This window comes from Sphingomonas paeninsulae (assembly GCF_003660165.1).
In the GTDB taxonomy this organism is placed as follows: domain Bacteria; phylum Pseudomonadota; class Alphaproteobacteria; order Sphingomonadales; family Sphingomonadaceae; genus Sphingomonas_O; species Sphingomonas_O paeninsulae.
In genome coordinates this window covers 451,394-476,819 of record NZ_CP032828.1, presented here as the reverse complement: position 1 = coordinate 476,819, position 25,426 = coordinate 451,394, and the positions used below count along the sequence as shown (strand labels likewise).

At 60.6% G+C, this 25,426-nt stretch carries 25 protein-coding genes; 15 read left to right on the top strand and 10 right to left on the bottom strand.

The window, feature by feature from the left end; all coding sequences use genetic code 11:
* Positions 1 to 4: 4 nt before the first annotated feature.
* On the top strand, positions 5 to 499 hold the full coding sequence (locus tag D3Y57_RS21520) for an AtuA-related protein (RefSeq protein WP_430738997.1): 495 nt from the start codon (positions 5 to 7) through the stop codon (positions 497 to 499).
* An 18-nt stretch (positions 500 to 517) separates the two neighbouring features.
* On the opposite strand, the gene D3Y57_RS03470 is transcribed toward D3Y57_RS21520, so the two are convergent.
* Positions 518 to 1,459: a 2-hydroxyacid dehydrogenase gene (locus tag D3Y57_RS03470; protein WP_121151367.1), complete on the bottom strand. Its 942-nt coding sequence runs from the start codon at positions 1,457 to 1,459 to the stop codon at positions 518 to 520.
* Between the two features lie 84 nt (positions 1,460 to 1,543).
* Between D3Y57_RS03470 and D3Y57_RS03465 the strand changes: the two genes are divergently transcribed.
* Together D3Y57_RS03465 and D3Y57_RS03460 are read left to right on the top strand one after the other, a co-directional pair.
* Positions 1,544 to 2,581 (top strand): aldo/keto reductase, encoded by a 1,038-nt coding sequence (locus tag D3Y57_RS03465; RefSeq protein ID WP_121151366.1) that lies wholly within the window; start codon positions 1,544 to 1,546, stop codon positions 2,579 to 2,581.
* A 29-nt stretch (positions 2,582 to 2,610) separates the two neighbouring features.
* Complete coding sequence (locus D3Y57_RS03460) at positions 2,611 to 3,453, top strand: acyl-CoA thioesterase (protein WP_239025723.1); 843 nt, start codon at positions 2,611 to 2,613, stop codon at positions 3,451 to 3,453.
* A gap of 235 nt (positions 3,454 to 3,688) precedes the next feature.
* Here the strand turns inward: D3Y57_RS03460 and D3Y57_RS03455 are convergent, their stop codons facing one another.
* The 3 genes from D3Y57_RS03455 to D3Y57_RS03445 all read right to left on the bottom strand — a co-directional run bounded on the left by D3Y57_RS03455 (position 3,689) and on the right by D3Y57_RS03445 (position 6,363).
* The gene (locus D3Y57_RS03455) at positions 3,689 to 4,417 is read right to left on the bottom strand and encodes a pentapeptide repeat-containing protein (protein WP_121151361.1); all 729 of its coding nucleotides are present in this window, start codon (positions 4,415 to 4,417) and stop codon (positions 3,689 to 3,691) included.
* Between the two features lie 260 nt (positions 4,418 to 4,677).
* Positions 4,678 to 5,466 carry an SDR family NAD(P)-dependent oxidoreductase gene (locus tag D3Y57_RS03450; protein WP_121151359.1) on the bottom strand — a complete coding sequence of 263 codons (789 nt, stop codon included), beginning with the start codon at positions 5,464 to 5,466 and terminating at the stop codon, positions 4,678 to 4,680.
* 84 nt (positions 5,467 to 5,550) lie between these two features.
* Entirely contained in the window at positions 5,551 to 6,363 is an 813-nt protein-coding gene (locus D3Y57_RS03445; protein ID WP_121151357.1) for an acyl-CoA thioesterase, read from the bottom strand.
* A gap of 167 nt (positions 6,364 to 6,530) precedes the next feature.
* Here D3Y57_RS03445 and D3Y57_RS03440 point away from each other — a divergent pair, with 167 nt between their 5' ends.
* Genes D3Y57_RS03440 through D3Y57_RS03425 form a run of 4 tightly spaced genes read left to right on the top strand, consistent with a single transcriptional unit; the run spans position 6,531 to position 10,430 of the window.
* Complete coding sequence (locus D3Y57_RS03440; RefSeq protein WP_121151355.1) at positions 6,531 to 7,550, top strand: aldo/keto reductase; 1,020 nt, start codon at positions 6,531 to 6,533, stop codon at positions 7,548 to 7,550.
* Between the two features lie 8 nt (positions 7,551 to 7,558).
* Positions 7,559 to 8,434, top strand: coding sequence for an NAD-dependent epimerase/dehydratase family protein (locus tag D3Y57_RS03435; protein ID WP_205590031.1), 876 nt, complete (start codon positions 7,559 to 7,561; stop codon positions 8,432 to 8,434).
* The gene (locus D3Y57_RS03430; protein WP_121151351.1) at positions 8,431 to 9,261 is read left to right on the top strand and encodes an enoyl-CoA hydratase-related protein; all 831 of its coding nucleotides are present in this window, start codon (positions 8,431 to 8,433) and stop codon (positions 9,259 to 9,261) included. The genes D3Y57_RS03435 and D3Y57_RS03430 overlap by 4 nt, the downstream gene beginning before the upstream one ends.
* A 23-nt stretch (positions 9,262 to 9,284) precedes the next feature.
* On the top strand, positions 9,285 to 10,430 hold the full coding sequence (locus D3Y57_RS03425; protein WP_121152099.1) for an acyl-CoA dehydrogenase family protein: 1,146 nt from the start codon (positions 9,285 to 9,287) through the stop codon (positions 10,428 to 10,430).
* Positions 10,431 to 10,451: 21 nt separating this feature from the next.
* Here D3Y57_RS03425 and D3Y57_RS03420 read toward each other — a convergent pair whose 3' ends face one another.
* The 3 genes from D3Y57_RS03420 to D3Y57_RS03410 all read right to left on the bottom strand — a co-directional run bounded on the left by D3Y57_RS03420 (position 10,452) and on the right by D3Y57_RS03410 (position 15,176).
* On the bottom strand, positions 10,452 to 11,786 hold the full coding sequence (locus D3Y57_RS03420; protein ID WP_162986919.1) for an MFS transporter: 1,335 nt from the start codon (positions 11,784 to 11,786) through the stop codon (positions 10,452 to 10,454).
* Positions 11,787 to 11,788: 2 nt separating this feature from the next.
* A complete protein-coding gene (locus D3Y57_RS03415) occupies positions 11,789 to 14,026 on the bottom strand; it encodes a TonB-dependent receptor (protein WP_121151347.1) in 2,238 nt (745 codons plus the stop codon).
* 157 nt (positions 14,027 to 14,183) lie between these two features.
* Positions 14,184 to 15,176 (bottom strand): AraC family transcriptional regulator, encoded by a 993-nt coding sequence (locus D3Y57_RS03410; RefSeq protein ID WP_162986918.1) that lies wholly within the window; start codon positions 15,174 to 15,176, stop codon positions 14,184 to 14,186.
* 125 nt (positions 15,177 to 15,301) lie between these two features.
* Between D3Y57_RS03410 and D3Y57_RS03405 the strand changes: the two genes are divergently transcribed.
* The 6 genes from D3Y57_RS03405 (at position 15,302) to D3Y57_RS03380 (ending at position 21,433) form a co-directional block, all read left to right on the top strand.
* Positions 15,302 to 16,822: a 4-hydroxyphenylacetate 3-hydroxylase family protein gene (locus D3Y57_RS03405; protein WP_121151343.1), complete on the top strand. Its 1,521-nt coding sequence runs from the start codon at positions 15,302 to 15,304 to the stop codon at positions 16,820 to 16,822.
* 64 nt (positions 16,823 to 16,886) lie between these two features.
* On the top strand, positions 16,887 to 18,089 hold the full coding sequence (locus D3Y57_RS03400) for a CaiB/BaiF CoA transferase family protein (RefSeq protein ID WP_121151341.1): 1,203 nt from the start codon (positions 16,887 to 16,889) through the stop codon (positions 18,087 to 18,089).
* Entirely contained in the window at positions 18,086 to 19,432 is a 1,347-nt protein-coding gene (locus tag D3Y57_RS03395) for a wax ester/triacylglycerol synthase domain-containing protein (protein WP_121151340.1), read from the top strand. The genes D3Y57_RS03400 and D3Y57_RS03395 overlap by 4 nt, the downstream gene beginning before the upstream one ends.
* Positions 19,425 to 20,123 carry an alpha/beta fold hydrolase gene (locus D3Y57_RS03390; protein ID WP_121151337.1) on the top strand — a complete coding sequence of 233 codons (699 nt, stop codon included), beginning with the start codon at positions 19,425 to 19,427 and terminating at the stop codon, positions 20,121 to 20,123. Before D3Y57_RS03395 ends, D3Y57_RS03390 begins: the two co-directional genes overlap by 8 nt.
* A gap of 50 nt (positions 20,124 to 20,173) precedes the next feature.
* Positions 20,174 to 21,052, top strand: coding sequence for an alpha/beta fold hydrolase (locus D3Y57_RS03385; protein ID WP_121151336.1), 879 nt, complete (start codon positions 20,174 to 20,176; stop codon positions 21,050 to 21,052).
* A 114-nt stretch (positions 21,053 to 21,166) separates the two neighbouring features.
* Entirely contained in the window at positions 21,167 to 21,433 is a 267-nt protein-coding gene (locus D3Y57_RS03380) for a hypothetical protein (protein WP_121151333.1), read from the top strand.
* A gap of 62 nt (positions 21,434 to 21,495) precedes the next feature.
* On the opposite strand, the gene D3Y57_RS03375 is transcribed toward D3Y57_RS03380, so the two are convergent.
* The 3 genes from D3Y57_RS03375 to D3Y57_RS03365 form a co-directional block, all read right to left on the bottom strand.
* Positions 21,496 to 22,281: a tyrosine-protein phosphatase gene (locus tag D3Y57_RS03375; protein ID WP_121152098.1), complete on the bottom strand. Its 786-nt coding sequence runs from the start codon at positions 22,279 to 22,281 to the stop codon at positions 21,496 to 21,498.
* A gap of 42 nt (positions 22,282 to 22,323) precedes the next feature.
* Positions 22,324 to 23,487, bottom strand: a complete 1,164-nt coding sequence (locus tag D3Y57_RS03370; protein ID WP_121151331.1) for an acyl-CoA dehydrogenase family protein — start codon at positions 23,485 to 23,487, stop codon at positions 22,324 to 22,326.
* Between the two features lie 108 nt (positions 23,488 to 23,595).
* Positions 23,596 to 24,066 carry a MarR family winged helix-turn-helix transcriptional regulator gene (locus D3Y57_RS03365; RefSeq protein ID WP_162986917.1) on the bottom strand — a complete coding sequence of 157 codons (471 nt, stop codon included), beginning with the start codon at positions 24,064 to 24,066 and terminating at the stop codon, positions 23,596 to 23,598.
* Between the two features lie 127 nt (positions 24,067 to 24,193).
* Between D3Y57_RS03365 and D3Y57_RS20005 the strand changes: the two genes are divergently transcribed.
* Both D3Y57_RS20005 and D3Y57_RS03360 read left to right on the top strand, forming a co-directional pair.
* Complete coding sequence (locus tag D3Y57_RS20005) at positions 24,194 to 24,346, top strand: hypothetical protein (protein ID WP_162986916.1); 153 nt, start codon at positions 24,194 to 24,196, stop codon at positions 24,344 to 24,346.
* Positions 24,343 to 25,425: an MFS transporter gene (locus tag D3Y57_RS03360; RefSeq protein WP_121151326.1), complete on the top strand. Its 1,083-nt coding sequence runs from the start codon at positions 24,343 to 24,345 to the stop codon at positions 25,423 to 25,425. The genes D3Y57_RS20005 and D3Y57_RS03360 overlap by 4 nt, the downstream gene beginning before the upstream one ends.
* The last annotated feature ends 1 nt before the right edge of the window (position 25,426 follow it).

The window sequence follows — 25,426 nt, the reverse complement described above, 5'->3', positions numbered from 1 at the left end:
GGTAATGCGCGTTTTTTCGTGCTTAATCGACCGTAACGAGGTGCCAGTCACCGTTACACTGGACACAACCGAGACGATTGCCACCCCCGCGCCGCCCAAATGCTTCGATCCATCCGTCACCGTTCGCCCCGCGCCGGGTGACAGTGCGGAAGGACAGCAGCCGCGCACCGTGCCGCTGATCGAACTCGCCTGGGCGCGGTCGGGTGACAAGGGCGATGCGTTCAACATCGGCGTAATCGCGCGACGTCCTGAGTATTTGCCCTATATCCGCGCTGCGCTGACCGAAGCGGCGATGCGCGCGTTTTTCGCGCACGAATTCGAAGGGGCGCGCAATCCAGCGGTACTGCGTTACGAAGTGCCGGGCCTTAACGCGATCAACCTGCACTTCCTCGACGCGCTCGGCGGCGGGCAGTTCGCCAGCCTCCGCCTCGATCCGCTCGCCAAGGGCAAAGCGCAACAATTGCTCGATTTCGAGGTGCCGGTTCCAGCAATACTCTGAGGAGCCCCACGCCCGACATTAAACCACCCGCCGTAACAGTGGCTTACCCGCCACATAACGGCGCAGGTTGTCGAGCGCACCGGCAAAGACCGCGCTGAACGATTCCTGCGTGGCACCCGCGACGTGCGGTGCCATCAGGACGTTGGGCACATCGGCCCAATCCGAGCCCTTGATCGGTTCATGTTCAAATACGTCGAGCGCCGCGCCGCCCAGTGAGCCGTCCTTCAACGCGGCGATCATCGCGGCCTCATCGACCACGAACCCGCGTGACACGTTGACGATCAACCCGTCCGGGCCAAGCGCCTTTATGACATCGACCGATATCAACCCGCGCGAGCTGTCGTCGCCGCGCGCAGCGACGATCAGCACCGTCGACCATTCGGCCAGTTCATTCAGCGATTCAATCCGGGGCCATGCGATATCGGGCTTGGCGCGCGGACCCCACCACGCGATTTCGGCACCGAACGGCGCCAGCCGCGTGGCAATCGCGTGTCCGATATGGCCCAGTCCGACAATCCCGACGCGCTGCGCCGCGATCGAGCGCCCCGGCGCCATTCGCGCCGTCGGCCATCGGTCTTCGCGCACATAGCGATCATGACCGATCACATCGCGAACGTGTGCGAACATCAATGTGATCGCAAAATCGGCAACATCGGCGGAGTTGAGGTCGCCCGCATTCGTCACCGCGATGCCGCGCGCCGCCGCCACGTCCAGATCAATCTCTGACGTACCCGCCGCAACCGCAGCGATCAGCTTCAGATCAGGCAACAGAGCCAGCCGCGCCGCGTCGAGCCGTTCGGTGCCCGATGTCAGGACCATTTCGATGCCGCCGCCGTTTGCGGCCAGAAATCCATCGCGATCCCTGGTCGCATCGAGCCGCACCAGTTCAAATTCCGATTCCGGCGGCCTGACCATTTTTTCGAGTGCCCGGCTCATCAGCAACAGTTTCGGCAGCTCCATTTTATCCCTTTCGCGTTGACGCCTTCGATCAAGCGGTCAATGACATAGTTATATAACCTAGCGGACTATCAAGGAGCGGCAACGATGGAAATGCGGTATTTAGGCAAAAGCGGGCTCGAAGTCTCGGTCTTTGGTTTTGGCACAATGACCTTCAGCGACGGCGAAGGGGTGTTCGGGGGCGTTGGCGCGACGCGGGGCGACGACGCACGATGGCAAATCGACATCTGCCTCGACGCCGGGGTCAATCTTTTCGACACCGCCGACGTTTATGCGGCCGGGCGTTCCGAGGAAATCCTTGGCGAAGCATTGGGTAATCGCCGCAAGGACGTCGTTGTCGCGACCAAGGCATTCGGCCGCATGGGCCGCAATGCGCATGACACCGGCCTGTCGCGACGCCATCTTATCGAAGCCTGCGACGCCAGCCTGAAACGCCTCGGCACCGACTGGATCGACTTGTATCAGGTCCATAGTTTCGACGCGCTGGTGCCGATCGAGGAAACGATGCGCGCGCTCGACGATCTCGTGACCGCGGGCAAGGTGCGCTATATCGGCTGTTCCAACTATGCCGGCTGGCAATTGATGAAGGCCAGCGCGACCGCCCAGCAGCTTGGCACCGAACGCTTCATTGGGCAGCAGATCCAATATTCGCTGATGGTCCGCGATGCAGAGGACGAATTGCTCCCCTGCGGCGTCGATCAGGGTGTCGGCGCGCTGATCTGGAGTCCGCTTGCGCAAGGGTTCCTGTCGGGCAAGTTCCGTGGTGGCGCGGATGCCGACACGGCCATGCGGCTCGTGCTGAGCGGTCGCCTGAAAGCGTATGACACGCCATTGGGGGCGAAGGTTGTCGATACGCTGCTGGAAATCGCCGCGGCCCATGACGGTGCTTCGCCCAGTCAGGTCGCGCTCAACTGGCTGCTCGCACGGCCGGGCGTCTCAACCGTGTTGATCGGTGCGCGCAGCAACGAACAGCTTGCCGATAATCTTGCCGCTGCGAACTGGTCGCTGTCGCCGGATGAAGTGGCCGCGCTCGACAGCGCCAGTCAGGTTTCGATGCGCTATCCCAATTCGCATCACCGCGTGTTTACACTCGCCCGCAATCCGCAACTGTTTGCCCGTTCATGAGGATGGCTGAATCGCTTGTGGTTCCGCCTGTGAAAACACTGATTGAAATGCTGGCGCTGGAGCGAACCGGCGCTGATCTCTTCACCGGCCATGCACCGCGCGACGACGGCTTTCGGATATTCGGCGGGGCCGCGGTCGCGCAAAGTCTGCTTGCCGCCTATGACAGCGTCGGCGATCGCGTCTGCCATTCGCTACACTGTTATTTCATCCACCCCGGCGATCCGGCAAAACCGGTTCTTTTCCGCGTTGACCGGACGCGGGACGGTGGTGCCTTTGCAACGCGCCATGTTTCGGCGATGCAGGACGGGCGGACGATCCTGGAGCTATTGGCGTCGTTCCAGCGTCCTTCGGGACCGAGTTTCGAACATCAGGCACCCCTGCCCGCTGCGCCCGCCCCGGAAACGCTGATCGACGACGATCTGCGGGGTGTGTCGGTCGGCATTCAATTGCGCAACGTCAGGTTGCCGCGACCGGGTTTCGATGTGGAAACCCTGCCACCGCGACACCAGACATGGTTCCGAAGCCAGCAATCGCTTGGTCCCGAAATCCGTTTTCATCAGGCTGCGCTCGCCTATGCGTCCGACTTCGCCCAGTTGCCCACCATCGTGCAACCGCATCCGGTGACGTGGGACACGCCCGAATTCCAGTTTACCAGCCTCGATCACGCGATCTGGTTCCACCGTCCCTTCGATTTCACCAACTGGCATCTGTGCGACATGGAGACGCCCTCGTCCTCGGGCGAGCGCGGGCTGAGCCGATCCACGATCTATGGTCAGGACGGCACCCTTGTCGCGACGGTCGTTCAGGAAGCGATGATCCGCATGAGAGAGCCAAACCCGCTGTCACAAAGCATTTTGGATGCCATGGTTTAGGGATATATCCTTGTAAACAAAGGTATATCCCAGCGTTTTCGGCGTGAAAGGTCGCTCTTGCGTACGTTACACCGCTCAAAGCTCCATCCAGCAAGATTGATCTTGGTGAGACAAACATCTTCAAGATCACAGTCTGAGAGATGCTGTGGCCCTCCTCGCAACGCTAACCTCTCGACTTCCGCACGCTCCAATGTCTGGCCCCGGATCATGCGACGAGTCGCCGAAAAACAGCCATTCAATTAGCTGTCCGGATCGAGAAATTGTTCAGGATCGCATCGTGCTGGTCGCGGCTGACGATGAGGTTGTCGTAAGATCGGGTTAAATTAAGGTCTAATCCTTCAATCCCCGCGTGGGCGATGGTCGCTTCATTGAGGATAGCCTCATCGAAGCTGGCATTGTTGAGAGACGAGTTGAGGAAGCTGACGCCGGTCAGTCTGCTATGAGAAAAATCTGCTTCGCGCAGATCACATTGCTCAAACCTGCTTTCTTCCCAGTCACATTTGCGGAGGATTGAACCCTGCATTTTCGTCTTGAAACAGCGAATACCGCCGATCACGTTTCGCTGGACGACGCGGCGATGAACTTCGAGATCGAGGTGCATCTCTACGGCGCTGCAATCAGTCAGCTCTAGCAAAAACCCTTTGCTCTTCGTAATCTTATTGGCACCGAGATCGCATTTGACGAACCGGGTGTGCGACAGATCGCAAAAAGCCCACTCGGACCCTTTGGCCCCTTCGGCGTCGTAAAACGTGCACTCCTTAAACTCGGCGTCACGAAAGGAACAATGGGTAAAGCGGCAATTGATGAAGTGAGAGCCGCCGAACCTATTTGTATCGAAAATACAGTTGCGGAACACACAGCCGTTGAACCGCACTTCGTACAATGGGAAGTCGCTTAAATCCTCTCCCTCGAAGGCCTCACCGAAAATGATTGAAGAGAGCTGGGCGGCTTCTTCGAGGGTCACTTCTGCTGACCGGTGATAGTTATTGGGGTCATGTAGCGCCCTCGGTGGATGACATAAGCAATGCAGCTACGACAGATACGACGACATGGAAAATATCTCCGAGCAATCGAATGGCGGCATTTACCAACTCTACGCTAAAACCTGCCGGACCGCTTTCCCCCACTTGCCGACGTTTGGGGAACAGGTTTGCAAACTCCATAATCGCCAATTATGTGGATTTCAGGGTTCTGCCGGATCGGCGGAACCCTGAACCAAGCGCGTTATTCGTCGCGCTCGATCAGCAGACCTCCCGCATCGCCAAGCGAGTTGCCGCCGTCCATCGTAATCGTCCGCCCGGTCATATAGGCCGCATCGTCGGACGCTAGAAACAGGAAACCTGCGGCGATTTCTTCGGGATAACCGGCGCGACCGATGGGAATGGCAGCCCCCATCGCGACGATCTGTTCCTCGGTCGCCATGCTGGTCAGCGCGTGCGACCGCGTCAGGCCCGGCTCAATCGCGTTGACCGTGATACCGTGCTGCGCCAGTTCCAGACCGGCACCACGCACGAAGCCCGTCACCGCCATCTTCACCGACCCATAATGCACCCGACCCGGCAACGAGCGTTGATTGCCCGCAACCGAGGAGGTGACAAGAATACGCGCCGCAGGGCTTTTTTTCAGCCACGGCAATGCATCGTGCGTCAGCCAGAACACAGCTTTCACGCCGACATCGAACATCTTGTCGAGCACATCGTCGGGCATATCGGCCAGCTTCGCCGGAGTCAGATAAGCGGCGTTGTGCAGGATGATGTCGATACGCCCGAAATGCGCAGCGGTCTGGTCGATCAGCGCACGCACCGCCGCCCGTTCGCCAATATCAAGCGTCACCAGCATCGCCTCTCCACCGCCCGCGACGATTTCATCGACGACTTCCTGACCCGGTGCTGCGGTGCGGGTCGCGACGACGACTTTTGCTCCTTCCGCTCCAAATCGCAACGCGGTCGCGCGGCCGATCCCGCGCCCGCCGCCCGTTACGATTGCGACGCGTCCATCCAATTTACCCATCATCCATATCCTTTATATTTGGCCGCAGCAGAGGTTGCGGACCCGGCTCTGACACCCTGTTACGCTATCTCGCCCCTCTGCCCGTCCCTATCTGCCCCTCATGTCTGTACGCAGGATCAACGACTGGCTGGCGGTCGCCATCAGCACGCCATCCTCTGAAAACAGATACATTCCACCGTGCACGATGCCCGAATGGACGCTCTCGATCCGTGCATCGCACAGCATCCATTCGCACGGCACGATGCGCGCATATCGGATGGTGTTATCAAGGCTGTTGCCCCCCGATTCCTCGCCAATCGCGTTGCCGATGGCGACCGATACATAGTCGGCGGCAATAGCGAGCATAAGCGAATCCACCGGCAAACCGTCACGCGAACGCAGCCAGAACCGCACATGGCCGGTATCGCCGCGCCCGACCGGCGGCTCCCCGGTCGGATAACGACCACTGGCGAGGCGGATTTCGAACCGGTCGCGAACATCGCCACCATGATCGCGCCAACTGCGAACTTCCGGACAGTCATCGGGGCCGGGGACATCGGGCATCGCGATCCACTGGTCGGAGATCGGGCTGTCGCGCGAACCGAGCGCGGCGCTGACCGCGATAATCTTTCGATCATCGACATGTTCGATCACATTGGCCTGACTGGTCTGGTTTCCCTCAACCGGTACCCATACGTCCAGATCTACGACCGACCCCGGCTTTGCGAACGACAGATAATGCGCCGTTGCCCAGATCACCGGTCGGCCGCACGTCTGTTCGAGTGCGCTGATCGCCGCGGCCAGTCCCACGCCACCGAACAGGAAACGCCGTTCGGGCAGGCCGACGCAGATATCGACGGTGACGGGAAGATACCAGCGGTGTGGATTGTGGGTCGCGCGTAAATCGAAAAACTGTTTCATTTATCCCGCCCGGTTACATCTGGCCCAGTTACAATAGAATTGGCCCACCCGGAGCCTTTCGCGCAAGCGCGCTATCGACTTGAGGACCGTCGCTGTTATGGCATAGTTCACATAGATAGACAGGTTGTCCATCGCGGGCAAAGTCCAAACGGGCGAAGGAGAGTGCAATGCAATACAGGATGCTCGGCAAAACGGGGCTGCGCGTGTCGCGCCTCTGCCTCGGCTGCATGACCTATGGCGTTGCGCAGGCGGGCCAGCATGAATGGACGCTCGACGAAGAGGCGAGCCGACCCTTTTTTCGGCAGGCACTCGAGGCGGGGATCAACTTCTTCGACACCGCCAACGGCTATTCGGCCGGCACGTCGGAGGAAATCACCGGCCGCGCGCTCCGCGACTTCGCCAATCGCGACGAGGTAGTGATCGCGACCAAAGCCTATATTCCGTGGCGCAACGCCCCCAACACCGGCGGCCTGTCGCGAAAGGCGCTGTTCACCGCAGTCGATGCCAGCCTGAAACGGCTGGATACCGATTATATCGACTTGTTCCAGATCCACCGCTTCGACCCCGAAACGCCGATCGAGGAAACGATGGAGGCGCTGCATGACATCGTGAAGGCGGGCAAGGCGCGCTATATCGGTGCCTCTTCGATGGCGGCGTGGCAGTTTTCAAAGGCGCAATATACCGCGACGCTGAACGGATGGACGCGGTTCGTTTCGATGCAGCCGCAGGTCAACCTGATCTATCGCGAGGAAGAGCGCGAGATGTTGCCGCTGTGCGCCGATATGGGCGTCGGTGTCATTCCGTGGAGCCCGCTGGCGCGCGGCAAGCTGACCCGACCGCTTGATGTAAAGACTGCCCGATCGGAAACCGATGAGTTCGGCAAGGCAATCTATGCGCGGACCGCCGAACAGGATGCGACGGTGATCGACGCGGTGCTGAAGGTCGCGTCCGCGCGCGGCGTTCCGGCGGCGCAGGTTGCGCTGGCATGGTTGCTGCAGAAGCCCGAAATCACTGCGCCCATCGTGGGCGCGTCGAAGGCGGCGCAACTGGACGACGCCGTTGCGGCGCTCGATCTGGTGCTGACGCCTGACGAGGTCAAAGCACTTGAGGCACCCTATGTGCCCCATGTCGTCACGGGGGTGACCTTTCCAATGCGGTTCACCGGTCGCGTGTCGGTGCGGACATGAGCGCACCGATGCGGGTCGTCGTCACCGGCAGCGCGGGCAAGATTGGGCGGGAGGCGGTGCGCTCGCTAAAAGCTGCGGGTCACCGCGTCGTCGGGCTGGACCTGCGCGCCGCGACCCTCGATGGCGTGCGCACCGCAGCGGTCGATTGCACCGATTTCGGCGCGGTATTGGGCGCCCTGTCCGGGATAGATACGATGTTCGGCATGGCACCGGGGCCGCAAATCCCCGACGCGGTCGTTCACCTTGCGGGCATCCCCGCCCCCGGCCTCTCCGACGATGCCCGGATCTTCGACGTCAACACGGTATCGACCTACAATGTCTTTTCCGCCTGCGCGCGACTGGGCATCAAACGGATCGCATGGGGGTCGAGCGAGACGATCCTCGGGCTGCCGTTCAACACGCCGCCAACCTTTTTGCCGATCGACGAGACGCACCCGGATTTGCCCAACTGGTCCTATTCGCTCGCCAAGTTCCTTGGCGAACAAATGGCCGACCAGATCGTGCGGTGGCATCCCGATATGTCGATCGCGTCGCTGCGTTTTTCCAACGTGTTCGACGCCGCCGACTATGCGCAGCAACCCGGCGCTGCGGCGAAACCGGGACACCGCAAGTTCAATGTCTGGGGCTATGTCGATGCGCGCGACGCGGGCGAAGCATGTCGGCTTGCGGTTGAAACCAACCTTGGCGGTCACGAACGCATGATTATCGCGGCGACCGACAATATTACAGGCCATGCGAGCGCCGAACTTGCCGCCACGCATTTTCCCGACACGCCGATCCGTGGGCCGCTCGACGGCGATGTATCGCTGCTGTCCTCAAAACGCGCGCACGAACTGATCGGCTATGCGCCCCGCTTCGGCTGGCGGGACGCGGCGGCGGCATGAACGACATCGTTCGTTTCGACGTCAGCGATGGCGTCGGCGTCATCACGCTGAACCGACCCGAGCGCTTAAACGCACTCGACGACGCGATGCACCCTGCGCTCGATGAAGCGTTCATCGCCGCGTTCCGATCGAAAGAGGCGCGCGCCATCGTGCTGACCGGCGCGGGACGCGGGTTTTGTGCTGGCGCAGATCTGACCCGGCTCGATCGGCTGGCGGAAGGGCGCGGCACCAATTACGACGTGCCCAGACCCGGCACGCTGTCGACAGCCTATGCCGGCCTTGGTCTGTCCGCCGATACCGCCAGCACCTACACTTTCCCGCTCGCCATGCCGAAGCCGGTGATCGGCGCGATAAACGGGCCGTGTGTCGGCGTCGGCTTTGTGCTGGCCGCCGCGTGTGACGTCCGTTTTGCCAGCACGACCGCAAAATTCGGCGCGGCGTTTCCGCAGCGTGGCCTTCCGGCAGAGGCAGGGCTTGCGTGGCTGTTACCCCGTCTGGTCGGTCGCAATTTCGCATCCGACTTGCTGATGTCGGGCCGTATGCTCGGGGCCGAAGAAGCCCTGCGCATCGGCCTCGTCAGTCGGATCGAGGAACCCGACGCGCTGCTCAATGCGGCAATCGCCTATGCCCACGACATTGCCGCCAACTCGGCCCCGCAGGCGGTGCGCCTCATCAAGCAGCAACTGTTCGACGGTGCCGACGAAAGTTTTGGCGATGCCGCGCGCACAGCCCATGATTTGCTGATCGAGCGCCTCGGCTCGGACGATTTCGTCGAGGGCATCGCCAGCTTCCGCGAAAAGCGCCCGCCGCGCTTCGCCGATCTCTGAACTCACAGGAATACAACACGATGATGATCCGAAATCACTATGAGGAAGAGCATGAGGCTTTTCGCGACACCTTCCGCACGTTCCTCGAACGTGAAGCGATACCGAACCGCGCGCGTTATCGCGCCGAGGGCATGGTTGATCGCGAGCTTTACCGGAAAATGGGTGAACAGGGTTTCCTGAGTTCATGGGTTCCCGAGGAATATGGCGGCCTTGGCCTCACCGATTTCCGCTACGATCAGGTGATGATGGAGGAGGTGGCCCACAGCCTCGAATCCGGGATCTGGACCGGCGCACTCAACCGCAATGCGCCCCCCTATGTCGGCAAATACGGCAGCGAAGAAACCAAGCGCCACTATCTGCCCAAACTCGCCAGCGGTGAAATGATCTGCGGCATCGCGATGACCGAACCCGACGCGGGCAGCGACATCGCCGGTTTCAAGACCCGCGCCGACTTACAGCCCGACGGCACATGGGTACTGAACGGTGCCAAGACCTATATCTCATACGGCCTGATCGCCGAACTGTTCGTGGTCGCGGCCAAGACCGAGGTGAATAACAAGCGCCAGCTTGGCCTGTTCCTCGTCGAACGCGGGATGCCGGGCTTCAGCAACGGGCGAAAGCTCGAAAAGCTGGGCTTTCATACGCAGGATACGGCAGAACTGATCTTCGAAAACGTCGTGCTAAAGCCTATCCATGTGCTTGGCGATGCGGCCAAGGGGTTCGATTATATGCGCGGCGGTCTGGCCCAGGAACGCCTGACGACGGCGGCCCAGTCGCTGCCGTGGTCGCAAAAGGCGATCGAACTGACCATCGATTTCGTCACGCAACGTAAAGCGTTCGGCCAGACCGTTGCCGATTTTCAGAACACCAAGTTCAAGCTCGCCGAAATGCGGACCGAAGTCGACGCGTGTCAGGCGTTCCTCGACCATTGCGTGCGACTGTTCAACGCAGGGCAACTCGATCAGGCGACAGCGGCTGCCCTGAAACTAAAGACCTCCGAAGTGCAGGGCCGCGTTGTCGACGAATGCCTCCAGCTTCACGGGTCGGCCGGCTATATGCAGGAATATCCGATCTGCCAGCTTTATCAGGACGCCCGCATCTTTCGCATTTTCGCGGGAACGTCGGAGGTCATGAAGATCGTCATCGCCAAGGATATGCTCGGCCGGTAGCGATAAAAGCCTGCGCGGCGTTTACTCGTTGCGCAGGTTGGCCGCCGCAACCGCACGGCGCATGGGCGCGAGGCCAAGAATGAAGGCGAGCGTGGCGATCGGCCCCAGAACGAGGTTGCTCGATGCCAGCGAAAGGTGAATCAGCGCATCATCCTTGAACACGAGGTCGGTGAAAACGCCGACAATCGCCGGACCCACCGTCAGCGCCGCAAGACCTGTGAACAGCAGGTAAATCGCTGACATCCGCCCCCGAAGCGCAGGGGGCGTGACGATCTGGATCGCGCCTGCCGCAATCGCCGCCATGCCCAGCGGGATGGTCGCAAGCCCGGCCAATATGAAGAACAGCGTCGGCGTCGGCATAAGGAAACAGGCGGTGCCGCAAACCGTAGCGACGATCCCGCCGTAAACGTAAAAGCGGAAATGCGCGTCGGCGATACCCCGCGAATACCAGCGATCGACAATCGCCCCGGTCAGCGGCAGCGCCAGCGCACCGGTCACGAAACCGAAGACCGCGAGCACAAGGCCGATCTGCCCGACCGGCCATCCGAAATGGCGCTGGAAGTAAGTCGGAAGCCACGCGAGGCGCGCATAAGCCATCGCCATGATGCACGAAAAGCCAAGGAAGTGGCACGCGAAAAACCGGATATTGGTGCGCAGGAATATGAACAGCTCACGCCATGTGCCACTGAATTTGCCGGCCCCGCGCCGCACCGGTTCGGGAATCAGGAACACCAGAAAGGCAAGTCCAAGCCCGGGAAGGCCCGTCACCAAAAATGCAAACCGCCACGCCGAAACCGCACCAAGGATCGGCAGAGTCACACCGTCCTTTGCAGCTTCGACGATAAATCCGCCGATAGCGAGCGACAGCGACGCGCCAAGCTGTGCACCGATCGTAAAAATTGAGAGCGCCAGCGTCAGACGCTTTTTCGGGAACAGGTCGCTGAGCATCGAATAGGCAGCGGGCGCGAGCGCCGCTTCTCCCGCACCGACCAGCAAACGAGCGGCCAGCAATTCAGGAAATGTCCGCGCAAGGCCGCAAGCCGTGGCTGCCGCCGCCCAGACGATGACACCGACAAAGATCACGCGCCGCCGGTTCAGGCGGTCCACCGCAAGCCCGAGCGGCAATCCGAACAGCGCATATAAGAGAGCGAACGCAAAACCCTGTAGCAGCCCGATCTGGAAGTCGCTGACCCCCAGATCGGCCCGCACCGAGCCGACCATTAACGAGATGATCTGCCGGTCCACGAAGGCCAGGGCATAAAGCAGCAGCAGGACGCCAACGGCCGTCCACGCGACCCGCGTGTTGGGATAGGCTTCCTCGTCAGCCACGCCCTGCGGAATCGCGCCCTGCTTCACCTTTAGAACTTCACGCCGACGCGAACCCCGAAGGTACGGGGCGGCGAGTAGCGATCGAATTCCGCAGGTGTGCCAGCGATGATGACGCCCGTCGATGGATTACGCAGCGGCGAACTGTTGATGATCTGCGTGATTGCCAGCTTATTGGTCAGGTTCTGGCCATAAGCTTCGACAAACCAGCCCGCATGTGACGAATAACGAACGTTCGCGCCGAACAGCCAGAAACCGGAAGCCGAATAGATCGGGTTCTGGAAGACAGTGTAATAGGTCCGCGAACGATACGAACCGTCGCCGTGCAGCGAGATGTCACCCGAATCGAGCTCGATCTTATAATCGGCATTCACAGTCGCCGAGATTTTCGGCGCCCGCGTCAATCGATTGCCCTCCACATTGTAGAACGGCCGCAACGCCGGATTGGCATTGGTGCACGAACCACGAAGCGGATCGCAGAACAGCGCCGATCCAAACGCCGAATGCAGGTAGGAAAGGCCGCCGCCGACCGTGAAATTGCGCGCCGCCCTGACATCAAGCGTCACGTCCGTTCCGTAAAGCTTCGCCGTTCCCGCGTTCGTGATGATCGGAGAGATCACGCCGTCAACGGTCAGATATTGCAGAACCTGAATGTCTTTATAGTCGTAATAAAAGCCGGATGCGTTAAAGCGGACGCGCTGGTCGAACAGCGTTGCCTTGAAGCCGCCTTCATACGACCAGATGCTCTCCGGCCCAAAGCTGTTGGTCGGCACATCGGTATTGAAGCCGCCGCTTTTGAAGCCGCTGGTTGCAGTCGCATAAACCAGCAGGTCGGGCGTAGGCCGGAATTCGACACCGACACGCGGCGACCATTTGCTGTCGCTCCGGCTGTTGAACGTGCTTGCCTGCGCAGGATCGATACGCCGGAAATCGTAAGTCTTGGTTTCCTTGGTATAGCGCACACCGCCAACGATGCTGAACTCTCCGAGTTTCAGCTTGGCGTCGATATAGCCGGAAAAGGCTTCGCTCTTTGCGTAGCGATCAGTGAAAGCATTTGGAACGGCGAGGCTCGGCCCAAGCTGGCGTTTGAATTCCTCGGCATCTTCATGAAAATATGTGCCGCCGATGATTGCTGAAAGCGGGCGCTTTTCGTCGGTCGACAGATATGTTTCATGATAGATCGAGTTCGATTTCACGATGGAACCGATGGCACCGACCCCGTTCGGGAAATAGGTGCCGGGCTTTGGCACCTGATCGGCATCATAAAAGATTGGTCCGACCTTGTAATCGCGATTGCTGGTGATCGATGTGAACTTGCCGAGCGGCGTGCTCCAGCGGATCGTCGCGCTGACACCGAAGTCGCGCGAAGGCTGTTGGGGTTCGATATCGTAATAGACCGAGCGGGGATCGTTCGAATAATATTGCGGATTGCCCGCGTAATAGATCGACGTGCTCGGACGCAGCTTCAGGAAATCGCCGCTTTCGGTATAAGTGTAATCGGTGCGCAGCAGGATATCGAGGTTGCTCGACGGCGTGAACTTCAACGCGACGCGAGCGCCCGCGATCTGTAAATTGGCGATCCGGTTACCGGTATATAGATTGGTATAATAACCATCTCGGTTCTCATACTGCGCCGACACGCGAACCGACAGCAGGTCGGGAATAACCGGACCGGAGATCGATCCGCGCGCGTTGACGTCTTTGTAATTCCCATAGCTGAGGTCGGCGCGGCCCGACATCTCGGCGGTTGGCTCCTGCGTTACGATATTGATCGCGCCACCCGTCGCGTTGCGGCCATAAAGCGTCGCCTGCGGACCCTTTAGAACCTCGATACGCTCGATGTCATTGAAGCTCTGGTTGGTCTGCGTCGTGTTGGGCAGGTAAACGCCGTCGAGGTAAGTCGAAACACTGTTCGACGTCGCGATCCCCTGAAGATTGGAACCGATACCGCGGATATAAACCTGCGTCTGAAGCCCAAGATCCTGCGATACGAGCAGGCCCGGCGTCTGGAATTGCAGCGTCGAAGTGCCCTGAACACCAGTCTTTTCAAGCTGTTCCGCGCTCAGCACGTTGATCGCAGCGGCGGTGTCCTGTGCCGTCGCCGAACGGCGCAGGCCAGTGACGATGATATCGGCGTTTTGTGGTTCGTCAGCAGCAGCGGTTTGCTCCGGCGCACTCGGCGCTGCGCTCTGGCCGAAGGCTGGCGCGCTTCCGAGACATATGACCGCGATCGACGACACGCATGAGAATAGCGAAAGTTTAAAAGTCATTGGCTCCCCGTCCCTGAAATGCCTCGCCCCTCTTAAGGAGGGCAAGTGCAGGACGAACTATTGTCTAAAGACCTGCTTTTTGTCCAGACCTAATCAACTTAGACATATATGTCAGCATTGGTTCGCGGGCTCCATCCGTTCGCGCGGGCTCGCTGGATTAACTCCCCTTCCCGCGCCTGAATTCGGACGGACTCATCCCCGTCCAGTGACGGAACGCGCGCGTGAAGGATCGTGGTTCGGCGTACCCGAGCGCGGCGGCAACCGTCTCGACGCTTTGCCCGCTGCGTGACAGATGGCGCATCGCCGCGTCACGCCGCACGTTTTCGCGGATTGCGGACAGCCCCATCCCCTCACCCCGCAATCGCCGCCGCAACGCGTCCGGCCCCAGCCCCAGCCGGGCGGCAACCGCATCGACATCAAGCGCAGGCTCTGCATTCAGCAATAACCGGACCCGGCGTGCCAAACCCGCATCGCTCGCCGGGATCGTCATGATATCGAGCGGAGCGCGAGCCAGCATCTGCACCAACTCGGCCTCTGTCCTGCGGATCGGCACGCCCACCGCATGACTGTCCAGTTCGATCGCCAATTGCGATGCCTCGAACCGGTGCGGACAGGGGAACATATATTTGAACTCCTCGAAATAGGCGCGTGGCCGTCCATAATCGAACGACGCGTCCAGCATCGGCACCGTTTCCCCCGCCAGCCAGCACGCGAGGCGATGCCAGGTGAGAAGCCAGAATTCACGGAAGTAATGCGTCGCATCGAGCGCAGGATCGGTGAAATGTACGATGATGATGAACCGCGCGCCTTCGCCAATCCCGGTCACGATATCGCGTGTCGCAAGGTTATAGAAACGTGCCGCGCGCCGAAGCCCCGTCGCCACATCGGGCGCGTCGAGAGCCACCTGACACGCAAATGCGAACGCACCGACTGGCATGGGATGTTCAGTATAGCCCATGAATTCATCGTCGAGCGTAAGGCGGATATTTTGCACCAGCCGCGCCATTGCCGTGACATCGCCGCGCCACCCCGGCACGTCCAGATCGCCCGGATCGATGCCCGCATCGCGCAACAGCCGGTCGACATCGGCCCCCCGCCGCCGCGCACCGTTCGTACACACCCGGAACTGATAACGATCGATCGTCGCCAAGTTTGCGCCCGTTTCAGTGAGTTTCCATCGCGGATACTGACCTGTTCGGGGCAAATGGCAAGTCGCATTATAAATTATAGCGCCGCGCCGAACGACGTGCGGGCGCACCGTCAGGAGAAACTGTCATGAACGCCATCGCGCACCATCCCCGCGAAGAATCCGCCGAACGCCGCTGGTCGCGCTTCAAGCCGATCGTCGATGGCGACGGTTATGTCGAAAGCCTGCGCAATCGCGGCGTGAAGGTGTATCTGTTCGGCGAACTGATCGACGAACCAGTCGACCATCCCATCATCCGTCCCTCGATCAACGCCCTGAAGCGCACCTATGATCTGGCGGTCGAAGACCCCGAACTCGCAACCGCGCACAGCGACCTGATCGACGCACGCGTGAACCGCTTTCTCCACATCGTCGGATCGCCGCAGGATCTGGTGATGAAAAACCGGATGCAGCGTCGGCTCGGCCAGTTGACCGGCACCTGTTTCCAACGGTGTGCAGGCCTCGACACGATCAGCGTCCTGCACTCCATCACATACGACATAGATGCCAAGCACGGCACGCCGTATCACCAGCGCTATCTTGAGTTCATGCGTCACGCGCAGCGGAACAACATCATCATTGGTGCCGGGATGACCGACCCGAAGGGCGACCGTTCGAAGCGGCCAAGCGAGCAGGTCGATCCTGACCTTTTCCTCCACGTCACCAAGCGCACCGAACAGGGCATCTATGTCACGGGTGCAAAGGCGCACATGACCGGCGGGCTAAACTCGCACTGGATCTGTGTGATGCCGACCATGAACATGGGTCCGAACGACCGCGACTATGCGATCGTCGGGATGGTGCCGGGCGATGCCGAGGGACTGACCTACATCTATGGCCGCCAGTCATGCGACACGCGCGCAATGGAAACCGGAGAGATTGACAAGGGCAATGCGAAGTTCGGCGGTCAGGAAACGCTGGTCGTGTTCGAAGATGTCTTCATCCCGCACGAACATGTGCTGATGGATGGCGAACATGAATTCGCGCAGGACATGGTGGCGCGCTTTACCTCGTATCACCGCGCATCCTATGTCTGCAAAACCGGGCTTGGCGATGTCATGGTCGGTGCGGCCGCCGCCATCGCAGAAATGAACGGGGCGGATCATGCGGGTCATATCAAGGACAAGCTGGTCGAGATGACCCATTTGAACGAGACGATCTATTCGTCGGCCATCGCATCGAGCCATGAGGCAAAGCCGCTGCCATCGGGCATTTTCATGAACGATTCGATGCTCGCTAACGTCTGCAAACACAACGTCACGCGCTTCCCGTATGAGATCAGCCGTCTGGCGCAGGATCTTGCAGGCGGACTGATGGTCACGCTGCCATCGGAACAGGATTTCGACCACGAAGTTGCCGGACCGATGCTGAAAAAATATTTTCAGGGTCGCGCCAATGTACCCGTCGAACATCGCCAGCGCATGTTGCGGTTGATCGAAAATATGACGCTGGGTCGCAATGCGGTAGGCTATCTGACCGAATCGATGCACGGCGCGGGCAGCCCGCAGGCACAGCGCATCCAGATCCTGCGCGGCATGGAAGTCGAACGGAAAAAAGCATACGCCGAAGACCTTGCTGGCATAGTCCATGAGGACAACGTAACCGCCTGATCCGACCCATAAACCACGGGGACCGGGCGGATAACGGCCCGGCCCCTCCAATAGGAGAGTGATAATGTACGACGTGATGGCGGGTGTGCGCGTGGTCGAAGTGGCTGAACACACCTTTGTCCCCGCAGCATCGATGATACTCGCCGACTGGGGTGCCGATGTCATCAAGGTCGAGCGCGCGACCGGTGGCGGCGATCCCGGTCGGAATCTCCGGCTCCCCGGCACCGGCGGCAAGGTCAATCCGTTTTTCGAAGCGGGCAATCGCGGCAAGCGATCCATCGCGCTCGACCTGACGCAACCCGCCGGACGTGCGCAACTTGATCTCCTGCTCGACAGTGCCGATGTGTTCGTCACCAATTTGCGGCGCGGCGCACGGGAAAAACTCGGCATCGAACCCGCCGCCCTGATGGCACGCAATCCCCGGCTCATCTATGCGCGCGGCACCGGCTATGGCCTGAATGGGGCGCTGGCCGACGATGGCGGGTTCGACTTTCCGTCGTCATGGTGCCGTTCGGGATCGGGCTATAGTCAGACCTTTCCCGGCGGCGAGCCACCGCAACAGCCCGGCTCGGTTGGCGACCTTTGCGGGGGCGCGACACTGGCGGGAGCGATTGCCGCCGCGCTGTTTAAACGCGAACGCACCGGCAAGGGATCGGTCGTCGACAACGCACTCTACATGGTCGGCACCTACATCATGTCGCAGTCAGTGATTATGGCGAGCATCGGCGCGCCGCGCGGACAGGCCACCCCACAGGCGGAGGCGCACAATCCGCTGCTCAACGTGTATCGCACCAGTGACGATCGCTGGCTCAGCATCTGTCTGTTGAACGATGGCTGGTGGTCCGATTTCGCACGGCATATCGACCGACCCGACCTGATCGACGACGCCCGCTATGCCAGCCATAGCGCACGCGCGGCCAATGCTCCGGCACTGGTCGCCGAACTCAATCGCGTGTTCGCCGCGCATGATTTTGCCCATTGGCGGAGCGCCCTCGCCGGTATGGAGGGCGTCTGGGCACCGCTGCAAAACTCGTCCGAGGTCATTGCTGACCCGCAGGCGCTGGAGAACGGCTTCGTCACCCGCGTCGACGTGGATGCGGAGACAAGCTATCTCGTCGGTGCCAGTCCCGCGCAGTTCGATGAACGCCCCGTCGGCGCATTGCGTGGTGGCCCCAGTTATGGCGAACACAGCGATGCGATCCTCGGCGAAATCGGCCTCGACCCCGCAGCCATCGCAGCGTTGCGCGCGACGGGCGCGGTCGTGTGAGCAACGGCCTGACCCCGCTGCGGCCCGACGATCACTTCATGATCCTGTCGGAAACCGATGCGTCGCCGATGCACGTCGGCGCGCTGTTGCTGTTCGACGGCGTGACTGATGATTTTGCCGCCACGGTCCGGCAGCAATTTGCCGAACGCCTGCCCGGAACGCCGCTGCTCGTCCGTCTGGTCGAAGCGCCCGACGGTTATGATTCCGACGTCTGGGCCGATCTGGCGAGCTGCGACCTCGACTATCACGTCACATGCGTTTCGACGCCGCTGAACCCCGTGCAACTGCGCGCAGAGATCGCCCGGCTTTCAATGGAGCGCCTCGATCTCAGTCGCCCTCCGTTTCGCGCGTTCGTTTTCGATGGCCTGAGCACGGGCGGCGCGGTTTACCTGAAGACCCATCATGCGCTGGCCGATGGAATCGGTTTTCAGGAAATCCTGCGCCGCCTGAGCGATGCAGAGGCCCCCTCCCCGTCTCGCGCTGCTGACGCTACTTTGCCCGATGACCAGACGTGGCGCGCCGCCGCAGATGCCCGTTTCGCCGACCTCACCGAAGCTACCGCCGCCCATTCGGCCCAACGTCGCGCCGCCCTCGCCGAACTCGAAGCGCGTAAAGGCAATCCAGACACCGCCCGTGCGCGTACGCCGACGCTCAGGATGTCGGGACCGACTTCGGCACAGCGCAACCTCGCCACCGTGTCCCTGCCACTGGCGCGCGTGAAAGCGCTGGGCGTCGCGCTGGGCGGTACGATCAACGACATTTTTCTCGCCATCGCCGCAACTGCGATCCGTAAGACGTTATTGGCTATCGACGACCTTCCCGACACGCCGATCGTGGTCAATTCCGCACGCAGTTATCGCCGTGTCGAACATGGCGCATTCGGCAATCGTATCGTTGCACTGCACCCGCATCTTGCCACCGACCTCGCCGACCCGATCGCCCGATTGCGCGGTATTCAGGCGTCGATGGCCAACGAACGTGCACGCACCCACCTTGATGAAGCGATGCTCGGGGCGCCGGAACGCCCGTTCGGACCGCGCGACCGCCGCGCAAAGTTCGCCGACCGTACCGCCGAAGGTTCACGTCTGCTGCCCGGCAATGTCACCCTGTCGAACGTCCCCGGCCCATCCGAACCACTGCGGTTCGCCGGAATGACCCTTTCCGCGAACTATCCGGTCCCGATCATCGGCAGCGGCCGTTTCCTGAACATAACATCACGGCGCAACGGCGCGATGCTGGACATGGGCATAATGAGCGACGCCAGCCGCCTCCCCGATGCGCAAGCCATCGCCGACCGTGTCACCGCCGCGCTGATCCTGTACGAAACGCTGGCGAATGGCTGACCGGCAAACGCTGATCCTGTTGTGCGGGATTGCCGGTGATGCCGAAAGCTGGTCCGAAGTTGCAACTCTGCTCAGCAATGTCGCCGACTGCCACCCGATGGTCGCGACCGGTGACAGCATCGCCGCGATGGCCGATGATATCCTCGCGCGCACGACCGGCCCAATCGCGGTCGCCGGGCATTCGCTCGGCGGCTATGTCGCACTCGCCGTCCAGCGTGCAGACCCGTCGCGCGTTACACGACTCGCTCTTATCAATAGCAGCGCTGCACCGGACGATGACGATGCGCGCGCCGCTCGTTTGCAAACGATCGATGCGGTCGCCCGTCACGGCTATGACACCATCGTCCGTCGCCTCGCCCCCGCGCTCGTCCACCCCGACTCGCAAATCGACCTGGGCCAGGTGGAGGCGCTGTTGTTACGCGCGGAACCAGAACGCTTCGTGCGCGAACAGCGCGCGGCGATGGGGCGCCCAGACGCGCGCCCCGCGCTCGCCAGCACTCGCGTGCCCATTCTTGCCATCGGTGCGGACGCCGATCGTATCGTCGCTTCTGCCCGCAGCATCGAAATTGCAGAGATTGTCCGCCACGCGACCCTCGACATACTCACCGCCAGCGGCCACTTGTCGCCGATGGAGGAACCGGTGCGCGTGGCTGACGCGCTGCGGGTCTGGCTCGAAGCAGACTTGCCCTGACGGCGAAGCGCACGCAAACACGCGCTAACGTTACGATCCAAGGCAGACGCATGAACATTACCGACGATATTGGCCCGACGTCCTACAGCTTCGTTTCCCAGCGCCTGCGGCTGAACTATCTTGACTGGGGCAATGCGGGTGCGCCGACGCTGATCCTTGTTCACGGCGGGCGCGACCATGCGCGCAGCTGGGACCGGATCGCTCGTGCTCTCCGCAACGACTGGCATATTATCGCGCCCGATTTGCGCGGACACGGCGACAGCGCATGGTCGCCGGACGGAGCCTATACCATGCCCTATTTCATCTGCGATCTGGCGCAGTTGATTCATCAGCAGGGCACCGAACCCGTCTCGATCGTCGCTCATTCGCTCGGCGGTGCGATTTCGCTGCGTTATTCCGGCCTATACCCGGAACGCGTGCGCAAACTGGTCGCGATCGAGGGACTCGGCCTGTCGCCCAACGACCTCGAAAAACAGTCGGCCGGCGGATTTGCCGACCGCTGGCGCGACTGGATCGACGAACGTCGCGCCCTCAGCTCACGTCAGCCCCGGCGTTATCCGTCGATCGATGATGCGCTGGGCCGTATGCGTTCCGAAAACCGGCATTTGTCGGAGGAACAGGCGCGGCACCTGACGATCCACGGCGTCAACCGCAACGAGGACGGCAGTTATAGCTGGAAATTCGACAATTACCTTCGTTCGTCACCGCCGCTCGATATTTCCGACGATGAACTTCACGCATTATGGAACCGGATCGAATGCCCGACGCTGCTCGCCTATGGCAACGACAGTTGGGCATCCAACCCTGCAAAGGACGGTCGGGCATCGCACTTCCGATCAGCACGGGTCGTTACCTATGACAATGCGGGGCACTGGCTTCACCATGATCAGTTCGACGGCTTTCTTGGCGACCTTCGCGCATTCCTGTGAGAAATAAATATGTTGCGGCGCACCAAAAAGACTTGACAACCTTACGCTTGCTAATACTTAGCTAGCGTAAGGTCGGCGCACCGATCGTTATTTGTAACATATTGGAATCAGCACATGCGTCTCACTATTGCCATCGCGACCCTCGCTCTCATCGCGACCCCTGTCCTTGCCCAGACGGCGCCAGCACCAAAGCGCGGCGCTACGCTGCGCGACGCCAACATGACGCGTCTCGGCACCATCGATCGCATCAACAGCGATGGTTCGGTCCAGATCATCTTCAACTCGAAATTCGTGACGATCCCAGCCAGCTCGCTGGTCGTTGCCCCGGATGCGGCCGTTTCGACATCGCTGACGAAGTCGGAAGTCGCGAAACTTCACTAGGATTTCAGTCGGTCCGGGGCACAAGTCCCGGACCGACCACTACCCCCTTGCTTACCGATCGTTTATACGGTCAGCCGCGCGATAATCCTTTCGCGCCGCTCGGGCGTTACGCCCAGGCCCTCACTCAGATATCCGTCGATGCTGCCATATTGCTCGGCCATCGCCTTAAAGCCGTTTTGCAGAAACATCGGCTCCACCGACATCAGCGCACGCAGCGCATCGTCCGACATTTCGCCCATGCGCGCTTTAACGTGGCGGCCACCGGCACGCACGCGCGCCTCGATATTTCCGGTTACATTGGTCAGTAGATAGTCCGCCATCATATCGTCGGGGTGAACATTCACCACATGATGTAACAGCGCGACCGCAATGCCCGTGCGGTCCTTTCCGGCGAGGCAATGGATCAGGCTGGGTCCATCGACCTCGGCCAGTTTTTCAAAATACCGCGTATAAAGCTGCATCAATACCGGGCGAAAAGGCATGGTGTGATACGCGTTCGCCATCGATGCGCGCGCTTCTTCAGCCGTCATCTCTGCGCGAGCCGCTTCGATGTGAGGAGCCTGTGTTACAGTCTCGTCCTCGATCGACACGATTTCGGCATCGAAACCGTCAGGCCGCGGACACGGCGCTTCACGCCTTTCGCTCCGGCCACGCAAATCGATAACCACCGCCAGCCCAAGCCCGGACACTCGCGCAAGGTCTGCGGCATTCGCATCAAAATGTTGTGCGGACCGATAAAGCCATCCACTTCGCAAGCGACCATGCGACGTTGAATAGCCGCCATAATCGCGAAAGTTGTGGATGCGTTCGCAAGTGATTACGCGGTCGATCGTATCGGTTTCAGACATATTCATTCCTTTGACTCCACCTCCGGTCCTGGCCGCATCTGCTCAGAGCGAGCGCGCGATCAACACCTTCATAATCTCGTTCGATCCGCCATAGATTCTCGAAATTCGCGAATTGCGGAACATCCGCGCGATCGGATAATCGTTGATATAGCCATAGCCGCCATGCAGTTGCAGACACTGGTCGACGATTTCCCATTCGGTATCGGTCGCCCATAATTTGGCGATAGCCGACGTCGTATTGTCAAGCGTGCCCGCGATCGCTTTTGCCGTGCAATCGTTGATGAACGTCTTGGCAATACGCGCCTTGGCGTACATTTCGGCAAGCTTGAACTGGGTGTTCTGGAAATCGAAAACCGTTTGTCCGAACGCCTTGCGTTCCTTGACGTAATCAACCGTCACGGCAAGCGCGTGCTCCATCGTCGTCACCGCATTGATCGCAATCAGCAGCCGTTCACGCGGCAATTCCGACATCAGTTGGAGAAAACCGTTGCCCTCTTCGAGGCCGAGCAGATTTTCCGACGGCACCCAGACATCGTCGAAAAACAGTTCCGAAGTATCCTGTGCCTCGTTCCCGATCTTGTCGAGATTCTGCCCCCGTCGGAAACCTTCGACCTCAGAGGTTTCGACTACGAGCAGCGAAATACCCCGCGCACCCAATGAAGGATCGGTTTTCGCAACCACCACGATAAGGTCGGCAACCTGCCCGTTCGAGATAAAAGTCTTTGACCCGTTGATGCGATAACCGTTGCCGTCCTTCAGCGCGGTCGTGCGGATCGCCTGTAGATCGGACCCTGCACCCGGTTCGCTCATCGCGATGGCTGCAACGCGCTCACCCGTGACAAGGTTCGGCAACCAGCGCTTCTTCTGCTCCTCGGTCCCATGCAACCGGATGTACGGCGTGACGATGACATTATGGAGACTCGCGCCAAAGCCTTCGATCTCCTTGCGATGGACCTGATCGACGACGACGAGATCGTGACGGAAATCGCCTCCATGCCCGCCATATTCTTCGGGAACCGATACGCCCAGCAATCCGGCCGCGCCCGCTTCGCGCCAGAACCCGCGTTCAACCTGCCCGTCTTCACGCCATTTCGCGATCCGCTTTTGATCCACGCTCTGGTCGAGAAAACGTCCCACGGAATCATGGAACATGCGGATTTCCTCGTCGGCCATATAATCCGGTTCGGGAAAACTCATCGAAGACATCGGCAACACCTCGGGTCTGAACTACAGGGCCCATGGCCCATTCTTCCCGATAGTCCTTACAAACAAATCCCGAGTCTGCAATCTCACTTAGTTCAATAAGCGGCCCCGTCAGCAGGCCTGGGACCATATCTTAGGGTCGGCTCCCAGGCATCTGGAGGCTTCTTCAAGGTTCGCACTAACCCGGTCGAGCACGGCAAGAGTGGCGGCACGATCTTCCTCCGAAATACCGGCAAGCGCAATCGCTTCCTCATCCGTCCCCAGCGCCGCCAGTTTTTCCAGCAGCGGCCCGGCGAGCGGCGTAAGGTGAACGCGATGCGTACGCCGGTCGGTCGCATCGGCCCGCCTTTCGACCCAGCCGTTATCGACCAGCCGATCGATAAGGCGGCCCGCCGTAACGTCGGTGACCTCGATCATCTCCGCGATGCGACGCTGCGACGCACCCTCTTCATGACTGATCGCATAAATCGCCCGCCACTGCGCGCGCGTGATGCCCAGACTACGGGCGCGCGCGTCGAATCGGGTACGCTGCAACCGTGAGATCAGGCTAATTCGATAGCTGATTGATGCCCTGGATTTCATCTCGTCTCCTCGCAACGATCGCCTGCCCATCATTCTGCCCTGACATGGTTAGACATCTTGGTTTTGATGTCCTAGCCAACGCGCAAGCTCGAATGCGGGTGGTGAGCATAGGACAAGGATAGGCTATATGGCCAGCCACGGGATTGCACCGACTAAAGGAGACGACGAACCATCGCCGGCATTGGCTTTGGGACAGGCGCGGCGGGCGATGATCGCCCTCGCCTGCTTCACCGCCACCTTCTCTGGCGCGCTGCTTTACGACGTTCTGCCCCGATTATGAGCGACCTTGCCAATCATTTCGGCGGTGGTGCGGGTGGCAGCTTTTTTGCGCAGCTTGCCGGCACCCTCCCGCTTTTCGGCGTGATGGCGGGCGCACTGTTCGCCGGATCGATGATCGAACGGTTCGGCCTTCGCCAGATGCTGCTCCTGTCGATGTTCGTATTTGCCGTGGCCGGTTCGGCCGGCGTGTTGCTGGACGCGCCATATCCATTCCTTGGCGCCCGGCTGCTGATGGGCGGCGCTGCGGGAGTCATGACAACGGCCTGCAATTCGCTGATCGCCATTTATTATCGCGGCGCAAAGCGCGCCCGGATGAATGGGCTGATTATCGGTGCCGGGGCGATTGCCGGGATCAGTTTTGTCCTGATTGCGGGCTTCACCGCAAGCTGGTGGTGGCGTGCCCCTTTCCTGCTCCATGCGGCCGTCGCACTGGCGTTCCTGCCAGCAGTGTTGCTGGCGGGGCGTGTTCCCACGCTGCCGAAGCAAACCGAAAACATGATCGGCAACCTGCGACGGTTACGCCCCATAGTGCCGGTTTGCCTTGTCGGGTTCGCGTGGTTCGCCATGATGCTGATGAGCGGCGTGCAGACCCCGTTCGTCATGGCCCTTGCCGGGATTGGCGATCACCGGACGATAGCAACCCTTTATGCCATCAACGCAGCCTCAGTCTCTGTCAGTTCGGTGCTGGCCGGTCGCATCGCGTTACGCTTTTCCAGCAATACGGTGCTGCGCGCCTCGTTTCTGTTGCTGGCCGCTGCGATGTGCATTCTTGGTTCCGGAACGACGGTGATCCAATTCGCCATTGGGCTGATGGTTTCGGGCGTCAGTGTCGGGTTCGGATTAACCGCGATCTGGACCTGGGGAATGCGCGTTGCGCCGCATGACATCGTGCCCCGGGCGCTTGGCGCGATGACGACCTGCCTGTACCTTGGCGGCGCCCTCAGCCCTTTTCTGAGCGCGCCTTACGAGGCGATGATGGGCATTCGCGGACAGTTTTTTGGTATTGCAGCAACAACCGCTCTGGTGGTTGCTGCCAGTTGGATAGTTACACGCAAGTCCGGCGTGCTGGCAGCAACATGAT